Source organism: Micromonospora sp. IBSANI012, from assembly GCF_052814045.1.
The window spans coordinates 3,211,376-3,225,526 of the sequence record NZ_CP199933.1 but is presented as its reverse complement, the minus strand read 5'-3'; the positions used below and the strand labels follow the sequence as shown (position 1 = coordinate 3,225,526).

The 14,151-nt window shown below is 74.7% G+C and carries 21 protein-coding genes; 6 read left to right on the top strand and 15 right to left on the bottom strand.

The features are described 5' to 3' along the window. Window positions 1–54: 54 nt before the first annotated feature. Entirely contained in the window at window positions 55–1,074 is a 1,020-nt protein-coding gene (locus ACTWM8_RS14820; protein WP_446214348.1) for a helix-turn-helix transcriptional regulator, read from the top strand. On the opposite strand, the gene ACTWM8_RS14815 is transcribed toward ACTWM8_RS14820, so the two are convergent. From ACTWM8_RS14815 to ACTWM8_RS14790, 6 genes are all read right to left on the bottom strand, one after another. Next, window positions 1,064–1,495: an Hsp20/alpha crystallin family protein gene (locus tag ACTWM8_RS14815; protein ID WP_446214347.1), complete on the bottom strand. Its 432-nt coding sequence runs from the start codon at window positions 1,493–1,495 to the stop codon at window positions 1,064–1,066. The genes ACTWM8_RS14820 and ACTWM8_RS14815 overlap by 11 nt on opposite strands. 71 nt (window positions 1,496–1,566) lie before the next feature. Beyond that, entirely contained in the window at window positions 1,567–1,926 is a 360-nt protein-coding gene (locus ACTWM8_RS14810; RefSeq protein ID WP_446214346.1) for a GNAT family N-acetyltransferase, read from the bottom strand. Between the two features lie 279 nt (window positions 1,927–2,205). After that, window positions 2,206–2,619, bottom strand: coding sequence for a DUF6069 family protein (locus tag ACTWM8_RS14805; protein WP_446214345.1), 414 nt, complete (start codon window positions 2,617–2,619; stop codon window positions 2,206–2,208). Between the two features lie 75 nt (window positions 2,620–2,694). Further along, window positions 2,695–3,162, bottom strand: coding sequence for a MarR family winged helix-turn-helix transcriptional regulator (locus ACTWM8_RS14800; RefSeq protein ID WP_446214344.1), 468 nt, complete (start codon window positions 3,160–3,162; stop codon window positions 2,695–2,697). A gap of 52 nt (window positions 3,163–3,214) precedes the next feature. Further along, window positions 3,215–3,733, bottom strand: coding sequence for a DUF2087 domain-containing protein (locus ACTWM8_RS14795; RefSeq protein ID WP_446214343.1), 519 nt, complete (start codon window positions 3,731–3,733; stop codon window positions 3,215–3,217). Window positions 3,734–3,788: 55 nt separating this feature from the next. After that, window positions 3,789–4,286, bottom strand: a complete 498-nt coding sequence (locus ACTWM8_RS14790; RefSeq protein ID WP_446214342.1) for a MarR family winged helix-turn-helix transcriptional regulator — start codon at window positions 4,284–4,286, stop codon at window positions 3,789–3,791. A 69-nt stretch (window positions 4,287–4,355) separates the two neighbouring features. Between ACTWM8_RS14790 and ACTWM8_RS14785 the strand changes: the two genes are divergently transcribed. Continuing rightward, window positions 4,356–5,585, top strand: coding sequence for an MFS transporter (locus ACTWM8_RS14785; RefSeq protein WP_446214341.1), 1,230 nt, complete (start codon window positions 4,356–4,358; stop codon window positions 5,583–5,585). Between the two features lie 4 nt (window positions 5,586–5,589). Here ACTWM8_RS14785 and ACTWM8_RS14780 read toward each other — a convergent pair whose 3' ends face one another. From ACTWM8_RS14780 to ACTWM8_RS14765, 4 genes are all read right to left on the bottom strand, one after another. Continuing rightward, a complete protein-coding gene (locus ACTWM8_RS14780; protein ID WP_446214340.1) occupies window positions 5,590–5,979 on the bottom strand; it encodes a cupin domain-containing protein in 390 nt (129 codons plus the stop codon). 89 nt (window positions 5,980–6,068) lie between these two features. Then, window positions 6,069–6,551 carry an N-acetyltransferase family protein gene (locus ACTWM8_RS14775; protein WP_446214339.1) on the bottom strand — a complete coding sequence of 161 codons (483 nt, stop codon included), beginning with the start codon at window positions 6,549–6,551 and terminating at the stop codon, window positions 6,069–6,071. 129 nt (window positions 6,552–6,680) lie between these two features. Continuing rightward, complete coding sequence (locus ACTWM8_RS14770; RefSeq protein WP_446214338.1) at window positions 6,681–7,415, bottom strand: class I SAM-dependent methyltransferase; 735 nt, start codon at window positions 7,413–7,415, stop codon at window positions 6,681–6,683. An 8-nt stretch (window positions 7,416–7,423) separates the two neighbouring features. Further along, window positions 7,424–8,005 carry a hypothetical protein gene (locus ACTWM8_RS14765; RefSeq protein WP_446214337.1) on the bottom strand — a complete coding sequence of 194 codons (582 nt, stop codon included), beginning with the start codon at window positions 8,003–8,005 and terminating at the stop codon, window positions 7,424–7,426. Window positions 8,006–8,324: 319 nt separating this feature from the next. On the opposite strand from ACTWM8_RS14765, the gene ACTWM8_RS14760 reads away from it, so the two are divergent. Then, complete coding sequence (locus ACTWM8_RS14760; RefSeq protein ID WP_446214336.1) at window positions 8,325–8,651, top strand: hypothetical protein; 327 nt, start codon at window positions 8,325–8,327, stop codon at window positions 8,649–8,651. A 58-nt stretch (window positions 8,652–8,709) separates the two neighbouring features. Here the strand turns inward: ACTWM8_RS14760 and ACTWM8_RS14755 are convergent, their stop codons facing one another. Further along, the gene (locus tag ACTWM8_RS14755; protein ID WP_446214335.1) at window positions 8,710–9,198 is read right to left on the bottom strand and encodes a DnaJ family domain-containing protein; all 489 of its coding nucleotides are present in this window, start codon (window positions 9,196–9,198) and stop codon (window positions 8,710–8,712) included. Between the two features lie 144 nt (window positions 9,199–9,342). Between ACTWM8_RS14755 and ACTWM8_RS14750 the strand changes: the two genes are divergently transcribed. Both ACTWM8_RS14750 and ACTWM8_RS14745 read left to right on the top strand, forming a co-directional pair. Then, a complete protein-coding gene (locus ACTWM8_RS14750) occupies window positions 9,343–9,747 on the top strand; it encodes a YkvA family protein (protein WP_446214334.1) in 405 nt (134 codons plus the stop codon). Then, entirely contained in the window at window positions 9,744–10,469 is a 726-nt protein-coding gene (locus tag ACTWM8_RS14745) for a sulfite exporter TauE/SafE family protein (protein ID WP_446214333.1), read from the top strand. The genes ACTWM8_RS14750 and ACTWM8_RS14745 overlap by 4 nt, the downstream gene beginning before the upstream one ends. Before the next feature lie 2 nt (window positions 10,470–10,471). Here the strand turns inward: ACTWM8_RS14745 and ACTWM8_RS14740 are convergent, their stop codons facing one another. After that, window positions 10,472–11,026, bottom strand: a complete 555-nt coding sequence (locus ACTWM8_RS14740) for a GNAT family N-acetyltransferase (protein ID WP_446214332.1) — start codon at window positions 11,024–11,026, stop codon at window positions 10,472–10,474. Window positions 11,027–11,130: 104 nt separating this feature from the next. On the opposite strand from ACTWM8_RS14740, the gene ACTWM8_RS14735 reads away from it, so the two are divergent. Then, window positions 11,131–11,781 carry a LysE family translocator gene (locus ACTWM8_RS14735; protein ID WP_446214331.1) on the top strand — a complete coding sequence of 217 codons (651 nt, stop codon included), beginning with the start codon at window positions 11,131–11,133 and terminating at the stop codon, window positions 11,779–11,781. 31 nt (window positions 11,782–11,812) lie between these two features. On the opposite strand, the gene ACTWM8_RS14730 is transcribed toward ACTWM8_RS14735, so the two are convergent. Genes ACTWM8_RS14730 through ACTWM8_RS14720 form a run of 3 tightly spaced genes read right to left on the bottom strand, consistent with a single transcriptional unit; the run spans window position 11,813 to window position 14,149 of the window. Further along, entirely contained in the window at window positions 11,813–11,980 is a 168-nt protein-coding gene (locus ACTWM8_RS14730) for a hypothetical protein (RefSeq protein ID WP_446214330.1), read from the bottom strand. A gap of 19 nt (window positions 11,981–11,999) precedes the next feature. Then, entirely contained in the window at window positions 12,000–12,824 is an 825-nt protein-coding gene (locus ACTWM8_RS14725; protein ID WP_377608996.1) for an SDR family NAD(P)-dependent oxidoreductase, read from the bottom strand. Next, window positions 12,821–14,149 (bottom strand): flavin-containing monooxygenase, encoded by a 1,329-nt coding sequence (locus tag ACTWM8_RS14720; RefSeq protein ID WP_446214329.1) that lies wholly within the window; start codon window positions 14,147–14,149, stop codon window positions 12,821–12,823. The genes ACTWM8_RS14725 and ACTWM8_RS14720 overlap by 4 nt, the downstream gene beginning before the upstream one ends. Between the last annotated feature and the right edge of the window lie 2 nt (window positions 14,150–14,151).

The window sequence follows — 14,151 nt, the reverse complement described above, 5'->3', positions numbered from 1 at the left end:
CAATGACCACGAGGCGCGCCCGAGCGGATCCGTGGCGCGCGCTACCGTCGTCGGGTGCGCGCCAGCCGGCTGGTCTCCCTGCTGCTGCTCCTGCAGGCCCGGGGGCGGATGACCGCCCAGGAACTCGCCGAGGCGCTGGAGGTCTCGGTGCGTACCGTCTACCGCGACGTCGAGGCGCTCGGCGCCTCCGGCGTCCCGGTGTACGCCGACCGGGGCCCGGCCGGCGGTTACCGGCTGCTCGGCGGCTACCGCACCCGGCTGACCGGGATGACCTCCGACGAGGCGGCGGCGCTGTTCCTGGCCGGAATGCCCGGGCCGGCCGCGGAACTGGGCCTCGGCGCGGTCCTCACCGCGGCCGAGTTGAAGCTGCGCGCCGCCCTGCCACCGGACCTGGCCGAGCAGGGTGACCGGATCCGGCAGCGGTTCCACCTGGACGCGCCCGGCTGGTTCCGGGACCCGGAACCCACCCCGCACCTGACCGCGCTGGCCGACGCGATCTGGGAGGAGCGCCTGGTCGAGGTCCGCTACCAGCGGTGGAAGCGGCCCCGCGAGGTCAGTCGGGTGCTGGCGCCGCTGGGCGTGGTGCTCAAGGCCGGCCGCTGGTACCTGGTGGCCCGGGCCGGGGAGCAGGTCCGCACCTACCGGGTCGCGGCCGTCCTGGCGCTCACCGTGCGCGACGAGCGGTTCGACCGGCCCGCCGACTTCGACCTGGTCGCGTTCTGGCGCGAGTGGACCGACCGGTACGAGCGCGGCGTCTACCGCGACGAGGCCCGGGTGCGGGTCACGGCCGCGGCGCTGGAGTTCATGGCGTACGTCTTCCCGCCGGCGATGAGCCGGGCGGCCCGGGCGGCAGCGGGCGTGCCCGACGAACACGGCTGGCTGCACACGACGGTGCCGATCGAGTCGGTGCGGCACGGGCACACCGAGCTGCTGAAGCTGGGCGCGCAGGTGGAGGTGCTCGCCCCGGCGGAGCTGCGGGAGCTGATGGCGGCCAGCGCCCACGCGATGGCCGCCATCTATCCGGCGCCGGCGGACGCGCCGCACGCGTCCACCGGCGAATCCGTCACGAGGTGAGCTGCCTGTGCCCGTTGCCGCTGCTGCCGGCGGTGACGGTGACCCGGCGCGGCTTGGCGCGCTCCGCGATCGGGATGCGCAGCGTCAGCACGCCGTTGTCGTACCCGGCCTCGAGGCGGTCGGCGTCGAGGGTGTCGCCGAGGAACAGCTGCCGGGTGAAGGTGCCCATCGGGCGTTCGGCGGCGACCAGCTCGACGTTGTCGCCGGTGGGGCGGCGCCGCTCGGCGCGGACGGTCAGCACGTTGCGCTCGACGGTGCAGTCGATGCTGTCGGGGTCGACGCCGGGCAGGTCGAACGCGGCGTAGAAGTGGTCGCCGTCGCGGTAGGCGTCCAGGTGCATGACGGCGGGGCGGCTGGTGGTGCCGAACAGCTGCTCGGCGAGCCGGTCGATCTCACGGAACGGGTCGGTACGCATCAGCATGGTCGTGCCTCCTCGGGTCTCCTGGCCGAAGGTGTCGTAGTTGAGTCCGTACGACTCAACTTCCTCTTCTTCTATTTAGCGCGTTGCAGGCCCGGCGTCAACTCGCAAAGGACCTTCTCGAACCAGTGCTCGGCGTACACGTCGTCGTTGTAGGCGCCGATCTCGAGGTAGCCGTGCCGGGCGTACAGGGCGCGGGCCTCGACGAGGTCGGCGCGGGTGTCCAGCCGGATCCGCTCGGCACCGAACGTCCGGGCCTGCCGCTCGGCGCCGGCCAGCAGCGCGGCGCCGCCACCGTGGCCCCGGTGGGCGGGGTGGACGAAGACCCGGGTCAGTTCCGCCCAGTCGGGCCGCAGCCGCAGACCGGCGCAGCCGGCGGGTCGGCCGGCGCGGTACGCCACCAGCAGCAGCCCCGGTCGGCGGGACGAGGTCATCGCTGGGAGATTCGGCCATCGCCGCCTCGACCTCGCCGGGCCGGACGGGCCGGCGGTGGTAGCGGCGGACGATCTCCTCGAAGTACCGCCACAGCAGATCCGCCGCGTCGGGGTCGGCGGGCCGGGCCGGCGTCAGCGTCCAGGTGCTCGGATCAGTGGTGCGCACCCGTCGATCCTCGCGCCCAGGTCAACGCAATTCCGCCGACGACGAGACCTGGCCGGGGACACGGCGGCGGCGCCCCCCGGAGCGGGGACGCCGCCGTCAGCCGTCGGTCGTCGTCAGCGGGCGCGCCGTGGCAGGAAGGCGATCAGCACCGCGGCGACCGCCAGGTGCATCGTCGCCAGCATCACCTTGGCGCCGGTGGTGGCCTCGGTAGCGACGACGGGGACGAGGGAGAGCAGGGCGATCAGCACCGCGAGCGCGATCCAGACGACGGTGGCCCGCCGGCCGGCGAAGCGCTCCAGCAGGACCAGTCCGGCCCAGCCCACCAGCGCCGAGCCGAGGGAGAAGACGATGACCGGCACGACGCCGACGACGAACGCCGGCTGCCCGGGGTTTTCGACGGTGTAGTCGACCCCGGCGACCGCGCCCACGGTCCAGAGCACGACGCAGGTCAGAACGGTGACGGCCACGCCGAGGGCGCGGCGGCGCAGGGACGGGGTGGTGGCGGTGGGATGCGCGGTCGCGGTCATGCGTGCTCCTCGGTCAGGGAACCAGACAGGTGCGACCGTACCAGATAGTCTCGTCCGGAACTATCTGGCTCGGGACTAGCAGGTGGGGCGGACGCCGCAGGCCCCGCCGCCGGCGAGTCGGCCGCCGACCAGAGCGCTGATCGAGCGCAGGAACACGGCGCGGTCGGCCTCGGGCAGGGTGGCCAGCACGTCCTGCTGGATCCGGCCGGCGATCTCCTGCGCCTCGTCGAGGACCTTCTCCCCCTCCGGGGTCACCTCGACCAGCCGCGCCCGCCGATCGCTCGGCGAGGGCAGGCGTCGGGCCAGGCCGGCGCCCTCCAACTGGTCCAGGGTCACCACCATGGTGGTCTTGTCGATCCCACACAGCTCGCCGATCTGCCGCTGGGTGAGCCCCCCGGGCCGGGCCTTGAGCAGCACGCAGTGCGCGCGCGGGGAGATGCCCAGCCGGGCCAGGCCGGCGGCGTGCTCCGCCATCAGCGCGTGACTCGCCCAGGAGAGCAGGAACATCAGGTCGGGTGAGCCACCGGGCGAGCGCGAGGTCATGCCCCGAGGCTAACAACACCGTCCGGCACGGGATGGTTTGCGCGCCGGACGGTCACGGCCCGATGCGCCAGTAGATCCCCTGCTCACGGGCGAGCAACTGCTCGTCGACCAGATGGCGACGCAGGGTCACGTGATCCGAGCCGCCGCCGTCGCACCAGCGCCGCAGGATCTCGTCGACCGCCCGTTCCGGGTAGCGCACGCCCGGCTCGAACGCGGCCACGAGGTGGGCCAGCAGCACCCGCCGCCGGCCGCGCTGCGCCGGAAGCCGCACCACCACCCCGTCGCGCAGGAAGGTGCGCAGCACCCGGTCCGCCGGTTCCTCCGCGGCGGCGTCCGGTGTCGGCGTCCGCGCGGCCTCGCGGAACCGGTCGGCGTCGACCCGCAGGTCACCGCCCGCGTCGGCGATCACCCCGGCCTCGACCAGCCGCCGCAGCGCGGTGACCACCTGCCGGGTCGGCAGACCGGTGCGGTCCGCTACCGCCGTCGCGTCGGCGGCGCCGAGCACGATCGCCGCGAAGACCTGTCGCCGTACGTCGTCGGCGAGGGCGCCCGCCAGAGCCTGGGCCGTCATGCCGGCCACCCTGCCAGCCGGCTCACCGGCGACGCCAGGCGTTTTCCCGGCCGGCTCAGCCGGTGGTGCCTTCCGCGTGCAGGGAGACCCGCCGCAGCAGGTCGGCCAGGAGTCGGCGTTCGTCCGGGGTGAGCACGCCGAGCAGGCGGTGCTCCTCCTGGCCGATCACCTCGATCGCCGCGTGCCAGGCCGCGTGCCCGGCCTCGGTCAGCTCCACGTCGACCCGGCGCCGGTCCACCGTCGACGGCATGCGCCGCACGAAGCCGCGTCGCTCGAGGGCGTCGACCCGGGCGGTCACCGAGGCGGGCGCCATCGCCATGTCGTCGGCCAGCTCGCCGGGGGTGGCCCGGCCGCGCCGACCGGCGAGGGCGTGCAGGGTGTCGTACTCGTGGGCGGGCAGGCCGAGCTCGGCCAGAGAGCGGTCCTTGACCGTACGCAGGTGCCGGGTGAAGCCGGACATCCGGGTGACCGCCCCCTCGACGTCGGGGTCGAGCTCCGGCAGCACGGGCAGCCAGCGCTCGATGTGCCGATCGGTGCGGTCGCGTGCGGTCATGTCGGCCACTGTACGTCGACAGCTAAATATTCGTTGACGAAATGTTCGACGTCGAAATAGCTTGGCGGGGTGACTCATCCTCTCCGCGTACGCTCCTTCCGGCTGCTCTTCCTCGGTCGTACCGTCTCCGGCCTGGGTGACGCGGTCGTACCGGTCGCCCTCGCCCTGGCGGTGCTCCGCGCGACCGGCTCCACCGGCTCGCTGGCCCTGGTGCTGGCCTGCGCCATGGTCCCCCGGCTGCTCCTGCTGCCCCTGGGCGGCGTGGTGGCCGACCGGTTCCACGCCCAACGGGTCGCCGTGACCACCGACCTGGTGCGCTGCGCCGCCCAACTGGTGGTCGGGGTGCAACTACTCGCCGACGTCCCCTCGCTGACCCACGTGGCGGTGGCCGCCGCGGTCGGCGGCGCCGCCTCCGCCTTCGCCATCCCCACCGCCGCGCCGCTGGTCGCCGGCACCGTCGAGGCCGACGGGCGGCAACGCGCCAACGCCCTGCTGGGGGTGACCGCCAACGCCAGCCGGCTCGCCGGCCCCGCCCTGGCCGGCCTGCTGATCTGGGCCGCCGGCCCCGGCTGGGCGTTCGTCCTCGACGGGATCTCCTTCGCTGTCAGCGCCCTGCTGGTGGCCGCGATCCGGGTCCGGCACGTGCCGGTGCCGCACCGCTCCCTCGGCACCGACCTGATGCGCGGCTGGCGGGAGGTGCGCGCCCGGGACTGGTACTGGACCAGCCTGGTCGGGCACGGCGTGTGGAACGGCGCCGCGGCCGTGCTGATGACCCTCGGCCCCGCGGTCGCCGTCGACCGCCTCGGCGGCGAGGGCGTGTGGGTGCTCATGCTCCAGGGCGGGGCCGTCGGCATGCTGGCCGGTTCGCTGGCAGCCGGCCGGTTCCGGCCCCGCCGGCCCGTCCTGGTCGGCAACCTCGCCCTGGCCACGTACGCGGTCCCGCTGGCGTTGCTGGCCGCCGCAGCGCCCGCCCCGGCCGTGATCGCCGCGTACTGCCTCGCGCTGACCGCGCTGGGCTTCCTCAACCCGATCTGGGAGACCGTGGTGCAGGGGCAGTTCGCGCCCGAGGTGCTCGCCCGGGTCACCTCGTACGACTGGCTGATGTCGCTGGGCGCGATGCCGATCGGCTACGCCGTCGCCCCGCTCGCCGCCGGAGCCTGGGGCGCGTCCGCGCCGCTGGCCGGGGCGGCGCTGCTGGTCGCGCTCGCCTGCGCCGGCACCGCCGCCGTGCCGGGCGTACGGCGGCTGGCCTGGCCCGCCGCCCCGGAGCCGGAGCGGGCCGGGGCGGCGGTGGGCTGACCGGTCAGAGCGCGTGGCCGGTGGTGGCGTCCACGTGCTCGGGGATCTCGTCGTGCCGGTCCCCGACACTGGACGTGCCGGAAGGCTCGAACATCAGGATGGACGCCCCGTCCACCGAGGACGGCCGGTGCGACGTCCCGCGCGGCACCACGTACACGGCGCCGCGGGGCAGCACCACCGTCCGCTCGCCGTCGCCGTCGCGCAGCGCGATGCGCAGCTCGCCGTCGAGCACCAGGAAGAACTCGTCGGTGTGTTCGTGGACGTGCCAGACGTGCTCCCCGGCCACCTTGGCGATCCGTACGTCGTAGTCGTTGACCCGGGTGACGATCCGCGGGCTCCACAGCTGGTCGAAACCGGCCAGCGCCACCGCCAGGTCGATCGGCTCATCGCTCATCGGCCCATCCTGGCACCGCCGCGCCCGCGCGGGTGTCCCCCGCAGGGCGCGCGGTGTCTCCCGCAGCGCACGGGTGTCTCCCGCAGGGCTCAGAGGAAGCGGTGCATGATGTGCAGGCCGACCCGCTTGCCGTCGGGCAGCGCGAACGCCTCCGGCACGGTGCCGATCACCGTGAACCCGAGCCGTCGGTACAGCTCCACCGCCCACGTGTTGGACTCGGCCACCGCGTTGAACTGCATCGCCGCGTACCCCTGCCGGGCCCAGTCCAGGGCGTACTCGACCATCGCCCGGCCGACGCCGCGACCCCGCGCGTCGGCGGACACCATGAAACTGGCCGTGGCGACGTGCGCGCCCGGCCCGGGCTTGTTCGGGCCGATCTTCGCCGTGCCGAGGACCCGGTCACCGTCCAGGGCGACCACGGTCACCCCCGGCGGCGCCTCCACCCACATGGCGCGTGCTGACTCCTCGGTCAGCCCCGGGTCGTAGACGAAGGTGTCGGCCGCGACGACGACCTCCCGCACGATCGACCACACCTGCGGCCAGTCGGCGTCGGTGAACTCTCTGATCAGCATCGGGGCAAAGCTAACCGCAGCCCCGCCGCGACGCCAAACGGATTCGACGGTGCCGAACCGTGACCGATCCGGGACAGCGCGGCACACACCCGAGCGGTCACCATGGGAGCGGGGTACCGCCGGGGGCCGTCAGACCGCCGTCGCCACCACCACGAACTCGCCGTCGTTCCCCGCACCCACCGGTTCCCCCTGCCAGCCGCCGTGGATCCGCTGCACCCGGAAACCCGCCTGCCCGAGCGAGTTCCGCAACTCCCCCTCGGTACGGAACCGCAGCACCGCGTCGCCGCGCAGCTCGCCGCCGGCGAAGCCGAAGTGACGGGTGAACCGCACGACGCCGTCCCGGGCGTCGGTCACCTCGGTCCAGGTGACCACGACGGAGCCGTCCGGCAGGTGGACGGACCGGTGCGAGTCGATCGGGTTCCACCGCTCCCAGCGCCGGTCGGCCGGATCCCGGGAGTCGAAGAGCAGCCGGCCACCCGTACGCAGCGCCCGACGCAGCGCGGCGAGGACCCGCCGCCACTCGTCGTCGTCCACCACGAACTGCGCCACGTGGCTGGTCATCACCGCCACGTCGTACGCCCCGCTGGGAAGCACCTCCGCGCCACCCTCGATCCAGGTGACTTGGTCCGCGCCGGGCTTGGCGCGCGCCGCGTCCAGTGACGCGCGGGCCGGGTCGACGCCGGTGACGGTGTGCCCGGCGGCGGCCAGGGCCAGGGCCAGGCGGCCGGTGCCGCAGCCGAAGTCCAGCACCCGGGCCGGGTCGACGCCGACCTCGGTGAGGAAGAAGTCGTCGTCGGGGCCCCACGGGCACTCGACGTCGTAGACCGCGACGAGGCGAGGATCGGTGAACTCCGCGTTGCGCACCGCCGCACCTATTCGACGGGGCCGGAGGGAGCGAACCGGAAGTGGATCCCGTTGGGAACGGCGACATGCGTCAGCCCGGTGATGTCGCTGAATTCGCTGAGCCGAGCGAGGGCCGCGTCGGCGGTCACCGTGTCGCTCAGCGACACGGTGATGCCGGCAAAGTGCAACCACGCGTCTGCGGCGACCGATTCGACTCCCAGGCCGTCCAGGTCACCGGACACGTTCGTCCGGACCTGGATGGCCAGGTCGCGCTGCTCCAGTATCTGCAGGTCGATCGCGTCATAGCGGTGGTGCGCGAAGTAGTAGACGCTGGCCTCGCCCGGCTCTGCGAATCGTGAGCTGCTGGCGCTCCGGCCTGCCATGCTGCGCCACCCGTCCGCCTGGATCGGCAGCCACTCGAGGTCGAGGGTGAGTGGGCTGCTCCCATGATCGCGTGACACCGGCTGGAAGGGGAAGTGGAAGCTCCAGGTCAGCTGCGGTGCCAGTCCTAGCGTCGGGTTCTCGAACAACAGCCCACGCCACTCACCGCCCTCGGCCGGAACGAAATCGCTGCGGTCCAGGGCATCCTCGTCACCTGCCTCGTCGATCATCGGTGCAGTCTGCCACCGCAGCGAAGCAAGCGGTGGCCCGGCTCGTGCCGTACCCCAGCTCTGTGGACCGGCCTGGAACGTCGCTGGCGTGACTCTGCTCCGCCGTACGCCAAAAACCTATCGCTCCAGTAGGAATCAACAGAACAGACATTATGATGCATCGCGATTTTGCCCGTTATGTCCGGGCCGATTACCGCATTGTCATTACCGGTTATTCGGTAAACCGCCACACACCGTCCTGGGGCGGGGCTGCGGAGGTTCGAAGCAGCGTCGGCTTGATCGACCGTGACGGGGGCGGACGTCCGAGCGCCGCCGACGGATGGTGCGGACGCTCACGGCAGGCGGTCAGTCGCTGCTCGGCGCCGCGCTGCTGGTCAGCGGCGTCGGCATGGGCGCCACCATCGTGCCGGTGCTGGCCAGCCCGTACCGGGGCCTGGCCGCCCGGGCGATCCCCCGGGCCACCAGCGCGATCCGGATCTTCCAGCAGCTCGCCGGGAAGGGCGCCGCGGCGGGCCTCGACCCGGGCGTCCGGGCGGCGGCGTTCGCCTCGACGTTCTGGTGGGTGCTGGGTTTCACCCTGCTAGCGGCGCTGCCCGCGCTGCTGCTGCCGGCCGCCCGCCCGCAGTCCGCGGCGCCGGGGGCCTGATCGTCGTCGCGGGCGGCCACCGGCTCGGGGGTGGTGGGCGCCCGCGACGGCGGTCCGGTCAGCGCGAGCGCCGCCACGGGAAACGCCAGCGGCGGCGCCGGGCCGGCCGGCCGGTGGTGGTCGCCGGCTCGGTGGCAGCGGTCACGACAGCCGCCGACCGCTGTTCCCGGTCGGCCCGCCAGCGTCGTACCGTCTCGTCGACCTTGACCGGCCGGACCACCACCCGCGGGCCGGTCGGGGTGCGCATCCAGGCCACGATCTCGGTGTTCAGCGCGGCCACGTACGCCCGGACGGACTCCTCGGTGGGCAGGTCACGGACCTCGTCGGGAACCTGCTCGACCCGGCGGCGCAGTTGCAGCGGCGTCGGCAGCAGCAGATCGCTGGGCAGGGCCTCCCGCTCCAGGAAACTCTTGATCCACCACGACTCGTCGTAGGGGGCGCCGCGGCCCGGGATCGGCTTGCCCATGCCGGGCAGGTTGTCGAAGTCGCCGCGCTCCACGGCGGTACGGATCTGCGCCTCGACCGCCGCTTCCCACGCGTTGCTCACGTCGCCCACCTCCCCGAACCACGGTATCCGCCGTACCGCCGAGGTTCAGCGCCCCGGCGCGGCCGGGCATTCCCCGCCGGCGGGCGGTGGCAGCGGGCGGGGCGTAGATTCCCGGCAGGGTCGACGCGGGGCGGAGGAGGCAGCGTGCGGGACTGGCTGATCGGGCTCGGTGTGGCGGTGGCCTGCCTGCTGGCCAGCTGGGCGCTGCTGGTGCTGCTGGCCCGGCGGCTGCCGCCGGGCATCCTGCGCGACCTGGCCGCGTTCATTCCCGACTGTCTGACCACGGTACGACGGCTGCGCGCCGACCCCCGGGTCCCCCGCAAGGCGAAGATCGCCATCGTGGTGGCGGGCCTCTGGCTGGCCAGCCCGATCGACCTGATCCCGGAGTTCCTGCCGGTGATCGGCCCGCTGGACGACATCGTGGTGGTCGCGCTCGCGCTGCGCTACGCGGGCCGGCAGGTGCCGCGTGAGGTGCTGCTCGCCGCCTGGCCCGGGGAGCCGCGCCTGCTGCTGCGGCTGCTCGGCCCGCCCGCCACGCCGGCGGCGTGAGCCCGGTCGAGACCCTGCTGGTCGCCTCGGCGGCCGCCTTCGGCCTGGCGCTGCTGTCGGCGGTGACCGGTTTCGGCGGCGGCGTGCTGCTGCTGCCGGTCTTCACCGCCCTGTTCGGGCTGCGGGTCGCGGTGCCGGTGCTCACCCTGGCGCAGCTGTCCAGCAACGGTGCCCGGGTGTGGCTCAACCGCCGCGAGCTGTGCCGGCCGCTGGTGGGCCGGTTCGCCCTCGGCGCGGTGCCGTTCGCCCTGGCGGGGGCGCTGCTGCTGGCGCACGCCCCGCTGGCCGCGCTCAAGCGGCTGCTGGGGGTGTTCCTGCTGGCGGCGGTGGCCTGGCGGCGGCTCGGGCCCCGGCCGGGGCGCCCCCGGCAGTGGACGTTCACCGTGGTCGGCGCCGCGTCCGGCCTGGGCTCGGCGCTGCTGGGCTCGGTCGGGCCGCTGACTGCGCCGTTCTTCCTGGCGTACGGGCTGACCCGCGGCGCGTACGTCGGCACCGAGGCGGCCGGCGCGCTGACCCTGCACCTGGCCAAGACCGCCGGGTACGCCGTCGGCGGCCTACTGGACCGGCAGGTGCTGCTGCTCGGTGCGGCGATGACCCCGGCCACCCTGCTCGGCGCGGCCGTCGGGCGGCGGATCATGGCCCGGCTCGGCGACCGGGTCTTCGTGCTGCTGGTCGAGGCCGGTCTGGTCGTCGCCGGGGTGCTGTTCCTGCTGGGCGGGTGAGGTCAGTCCCGCCGGCGCACGTGGCGATGCCCGTCACCCGGGTACGGCGGCCGGGCGGGCAGCACCTCCACGAACGCGTATCCGCTCTTCTCCGCCACCCGGCAGGACGCCGGGTTGTCGACCTCGTGCAGCAGCTCCAGCCGGGTCAGTCCGGTGGCGGCGAAGCGGGTGAACGCCCAGCGGCTCACCGCGTCCACCGCGCGCGGTGCCACCCCGCGGCCCCGGGCCGCCGCGGCCGTCCAGTAGCCCACCTCGGCGTCCGGCCGTCCCGGCGTGACGTCCTTGAGGACCACGCAGGCGACGAGCCGTTGCCCGCCGTCGACCGGGTCCGCCTCGCAGACGGCGAAGCAGAAGCGGCGGCCGGCCGCCCAGCCCTGCCGGTGCCGGGCCACCCAGCGGCGGGCGTCGGCGACGGTGCGCACCGGGCGCCGGGTGCGCGCCCGCAGTTCCGGATCGCGGTAGATCTCCAGCAGCGCGTCGACGTCGTCGTCGCGCCACGGGCGCAGGACCAGCTCTACGGTGGACGTGGTGGCGGGCACCCGCAGGACGACGGACATCACAGCAGTGTCACCGCTGAACGGGCCGGCGCAAAGATGCGGTGCGCACGGCGCAGTGGTTCCCGGCGTAGGGTCGGGGCGGGCACGGGGAGGGCGGTGCGGCGATGGTCACGGTGGGCGCGCTGGTGGGGATCGGTCTGGTGGCGCTCGGTCTGGTGCTGACGCCCGGGCCGAACATGGTCTACCTGGTGTCCCGGTCGGTGACCCAGGGCCGCCGCGCCGGGTTGGTCTCCCTGCTCGGGGTGGCGGTCGGTTTCCTGGTCTACCTGGCCGCCGCGGTGGCCGGCATCGCCACGGTCTTCGTGCTGGTGCCGCCGCTGTACACGGCGGTGAAGCTGGCCGGCGCGGCGTACCTGCTGTGGCTGGCCTGGCGGACGCTGCGGCCGGGCGGGCAATCGGCGTTCACCCCGACGCCGCTGCCGCCGGACCGGCCGCGCCGGCTGTTCACCATGGGCCTGGTCACCAACCTGCTCAACCCGAAGATCGCCATCCTGTACGTGTCGCTGCTGCCGCAGTTCGTCGACCCGGCGCGCGGCCACGTGGCGGTGCAGAGCCTGCTGCTCGGGCTGACCCAGATCGTGATCGCGCTGACGGTCAACGCGTTGATCGTGCTGACCGCCGGTTCGGTGTCGGCGTTCCTGGTCCGCCGGCCGGGTTGGGCGCGGGCGCAGCGGTACGTGATGGGCAGCGTGCTGGCCGGCCTCGCGGTGCGCATCGCCGCCGACCGCTCCCGGGCCGCCGTCGCCACCGGCTGACCCGTCCCGGCCGCCAGGTCGGCACTGGGCCTCAGAGGGCGTCGGGTCGGCGCAACGCCGGGTGCCGCTCGCCGGGCCGCGCGTGCCAGGTCGGGGCGTCCTCGCGCAGCGTCGTGTCGATGCGCAGCCGCGCCCACTCGTCCAGCTCCGGCAGGTCGTCCGGGGCGAACCAGCCCACCCCGGTCGGCTCGCCACCCACCGGCGCGCAGCGGCACACGCTAGCCGGTGGCGTCGCGGTGCCGGCGGACCATCCCGGCGGCCAGCGGCGCCGCGTCGAGGTCACCGGCGGCGATCCGGCCGGCGACGGTACGGCGCACCATCCGGTCGGCCAGCGCGGGCGCGTGCCGGGCGAGGGCCATCTCCAGCCGGCCCCGGGTCGTGGTGGCCACGTCGCGGGGCGCCCGGCGGGCGGTGGCCGCCCGCAGGATCGCCGCCACCACTCCCTCGACGGGTTCCATCCGGGACACCCCGCCCAGCGACAGACCGGCCTCGGCGGTGCTGTCGTGGATCGGTGAGGCGACCATGCTCGGGTAGACGACGCTGACGCCGACGTGGGTGCCGACCTCGTGGCGCAGCGCGTCGGCGTAGGCGACCAGGGCCCGCTTGCTCACCCCGTACGCGGCGGCGAGGGGCAGCGGCAGCACCGCCATCCGGCTGGCCACGAAGATCACCCGACCGCGGGCGGCGACCAGGTCGGGCAGCGCGGCGGCGGTGGTCCGCCAGGCGGCGAGCAGGTTCACCTCCAACTGCTGGCGGACGGTCTCGTCGGGGGGCAGCTCCGCCGGGGCGGGACCGCCGACGCCGGCGTTGTTGACCAGCAGGTCCAGCCCGCCGAGGCGGTCGACGACGGCGCGTACGGCGGGCGGGACGGCGGCCGGGTCGGTCAGGTCGCAGCCGAGGACAGGCACCCCGGCGGCCACGCCCGGGTAGCGGTCGACGCCGACGACCCGCGCCCCGGCGGCGTGCAGCGCGGCGCAGAGCTGCCGGCCGAAGGTGCCGTGCGCGCCGGTGACGACCGCCCGGCGGCCGGCCAGCCCGCTCACGCCGGCACCCGGGTGGTGGCGGCGGCCCGGCGGGTGCCCTCGTCGAGTTCCCGGGCGAGCTGGGCGAGGTAGGCGTCGAAGTCGACCCGCATCGCCGGGCGGCGGTCGCCCCAGCGGTCGGTCGCCGCGCGCAGCTCCGCCCGGATGTCGGCGTGCTGCCGGGCCGGGTCGGGCAGCGCGTACGTGCCGGCGAGCTGGGCGGCGACCAGCCGGGCCTGCGCCTCGACGAGCGGGAACGCCGCCCCGGTGGACTGCATCAGCCCGACGAACGCCAGGCCGGGCACGTCGGGGTGGAAGACGTGCCGGTACAGCGGCAGGGCGTCCGGCTGGTCGCCGAGCAGCGCCGGGTCCAGGAACGGGAGGTCCACCCGGTAGCCGGTGCACCAGACCACCAGGTCGACCTCGTCGGCGCGGCCGTCGGTGAAGGTGACCCGGTCGCCGTCGAAGCCGGCGACGCCGGGCCGTACCTCGATCTCGCCGTGGGTGAGGCGGGACAGCAGCCCGTCGGAGAGGGTGGGGTGGTCCTGGAGGAAGCCGTGAGCGGGGGCGGGCAGGCCGTAGCGGGTCGGGGGTCCGACGGTGGCGGTGAGCATGGTCTGGCTGATCCGTTGGCGCAGCCGCCACGGCAGCCGGCGGGCCAGCGCCCCGTTGAGGGTGTCCGACGGGCGGCCCAGCAGGTGCTTGGGCACCACCCACACGCCGCGGCGCAGCGACAGCAGGGTGCGCGCGGCGGCGTACGAGGCGTCGACGGCGATGTCCATCGCGGAGTTGCCGCCGCCGACGACCAGCACCCGCCGGCCGGCGAGCTGTTCCGGCCCGCGGTAGGCGTGGCTGTGCAGCTGCCGGGCGGTGCAGGTGCCCGGGGGCGGCGGGACCGGTGACTTCGGCACCCGGTTGTGCCCGTTGGCGACGACCACGGCGGCCACGGTGACGCTGACCGGCCCGTCGGGTCCGTCGGCGTGCACGGTCCACCGGTCGCCGGCCTCGGGGACGACCCGGTCGACGGTGTGCCGCAGCCGTACCGCCTCGTGCAGGCCGAACCGGTCGGCGTAGTCGGCGAGCCAACCGGCGACCCGGGTGTGGTCGGGGTAGTCGGGCCAGTGCGCCGGCATCGGGTGGTCGGCGAACTCGGTCCGCCTCCTGCTGGTGTTCAGGTGCAGCGTCCGGTACGCCGGTGAGCCGGGCGACCCGTAGACCCACAGGCCGCCGACCCGGTCGCCGGCCTCGAAGCAGACCGCGGGCACGCCGGCGTCGGCGAGGGCCTTGAGGGCGGCCAGCCCGGCCGCGCCCGCCCCGATCACCGCCACTGACGGTGGTGCGCCCATCC

Excerpts from the sequence above, each read along its gene's own strand:
- ACTWM8_RS14760 (WP_446214336.1), top strand. The coding sequence starts at position 8,325 with ATGGTGCGGACGCTCACGGCAGGCGGTCAGTCGCTGCTCGGCGCCGCG.
- ACTWM8_RS14740 (WP_446214332.1), bottom strand. The coding sequence starts at position 11,026 with ATGTCCGTCGTCCTGCGGGTGCCCGCCACCACGTCCACCGTAGAGCTG.
- ACTWM8_RS14800 (WP_446214344.1), bottom strand. The coding sequence starts at position 3,162 with ATGACCTCGCGCTCGCCCGGTGGCTCACCCGACCTGATGTTCCTGCTC.
- ACTWM8_RS14790 (WP_446214342.1), bottom strand. The coding sequence starts at position 4,286 with ATGACCGCACGCGACCGCACCGATCGGCACATCGAGCGCTGGCTGCCC.
- ACTWM8_RS14735 (WP_446214331.1), top strand. The coding sequence starts at position 11,131 with ATGGTCACGGTGGGCGCGCTGGTGGGGATCGGTCTGGTGGCGCTCGGT.
- ACTWM8_RS14810 (WP_446214346.1), bottom strand. The coding sequence starts at position 1,926 with ATGACCTCGTCCCGCCGACCGGGGCTGCTGCTGGTGGCGTACCGCGCC.
- ACTWM8_RS14805 (WP_446214345.1), bottom strand. The coding sequence starts at position 2,619 with ATGACCGCGACCGCGCATCCCACCGCCACCACCCCGTCCCTGCGCCGC.
- ACTWM8_RS14795 (WP_446214343.1), bottom strand. The coding sequence starts at position 3,733 with ATGACGGCCCAGGCTCTGGCGGGCGCCCTCGCCGACGACGTACGGCGA.
- ACTWM8_RS14775 (WP_446214339.1), bottom strand. The coding sequence starts at position 6,551 with ATGCTGATCAGAGAGTTCACCGACGCCGACTGGCCGCAGGTGTGGTCG.
- ACTWM8_RS14765 (WP_446214337.1), bottom strand. The coding sequence starts at position 8,005 with ATGATCGACGAGGCAGGTGACGAGGATGCCCTGGACCGCAGCGATTTC.
- ACTWM8_RS14815 (WP_446214347.1), bottom strand. The coding sequence starts at position 1,495 with ATGCTGATGCGTACCGACCCGTTCCGTGAGATCGACCGGCTCGCCGAG.
- ACTWM8_RS14720 (WP_446214329.1), bottom strand. The coding sequence starts at position 14,149 with ATGGGCGCACCACCGTCAGTGGCGGTGATCGGGGCGGGCGCGGCCGGG.
- ACTWM8_RS14780 (WP_446214340.1), bottom strand. The coding sequence starts at position 5,979 with ATGAGCGATGAGCCGATCGACCTGGCGGTGGCGCTGGCCGGTTTCGAC.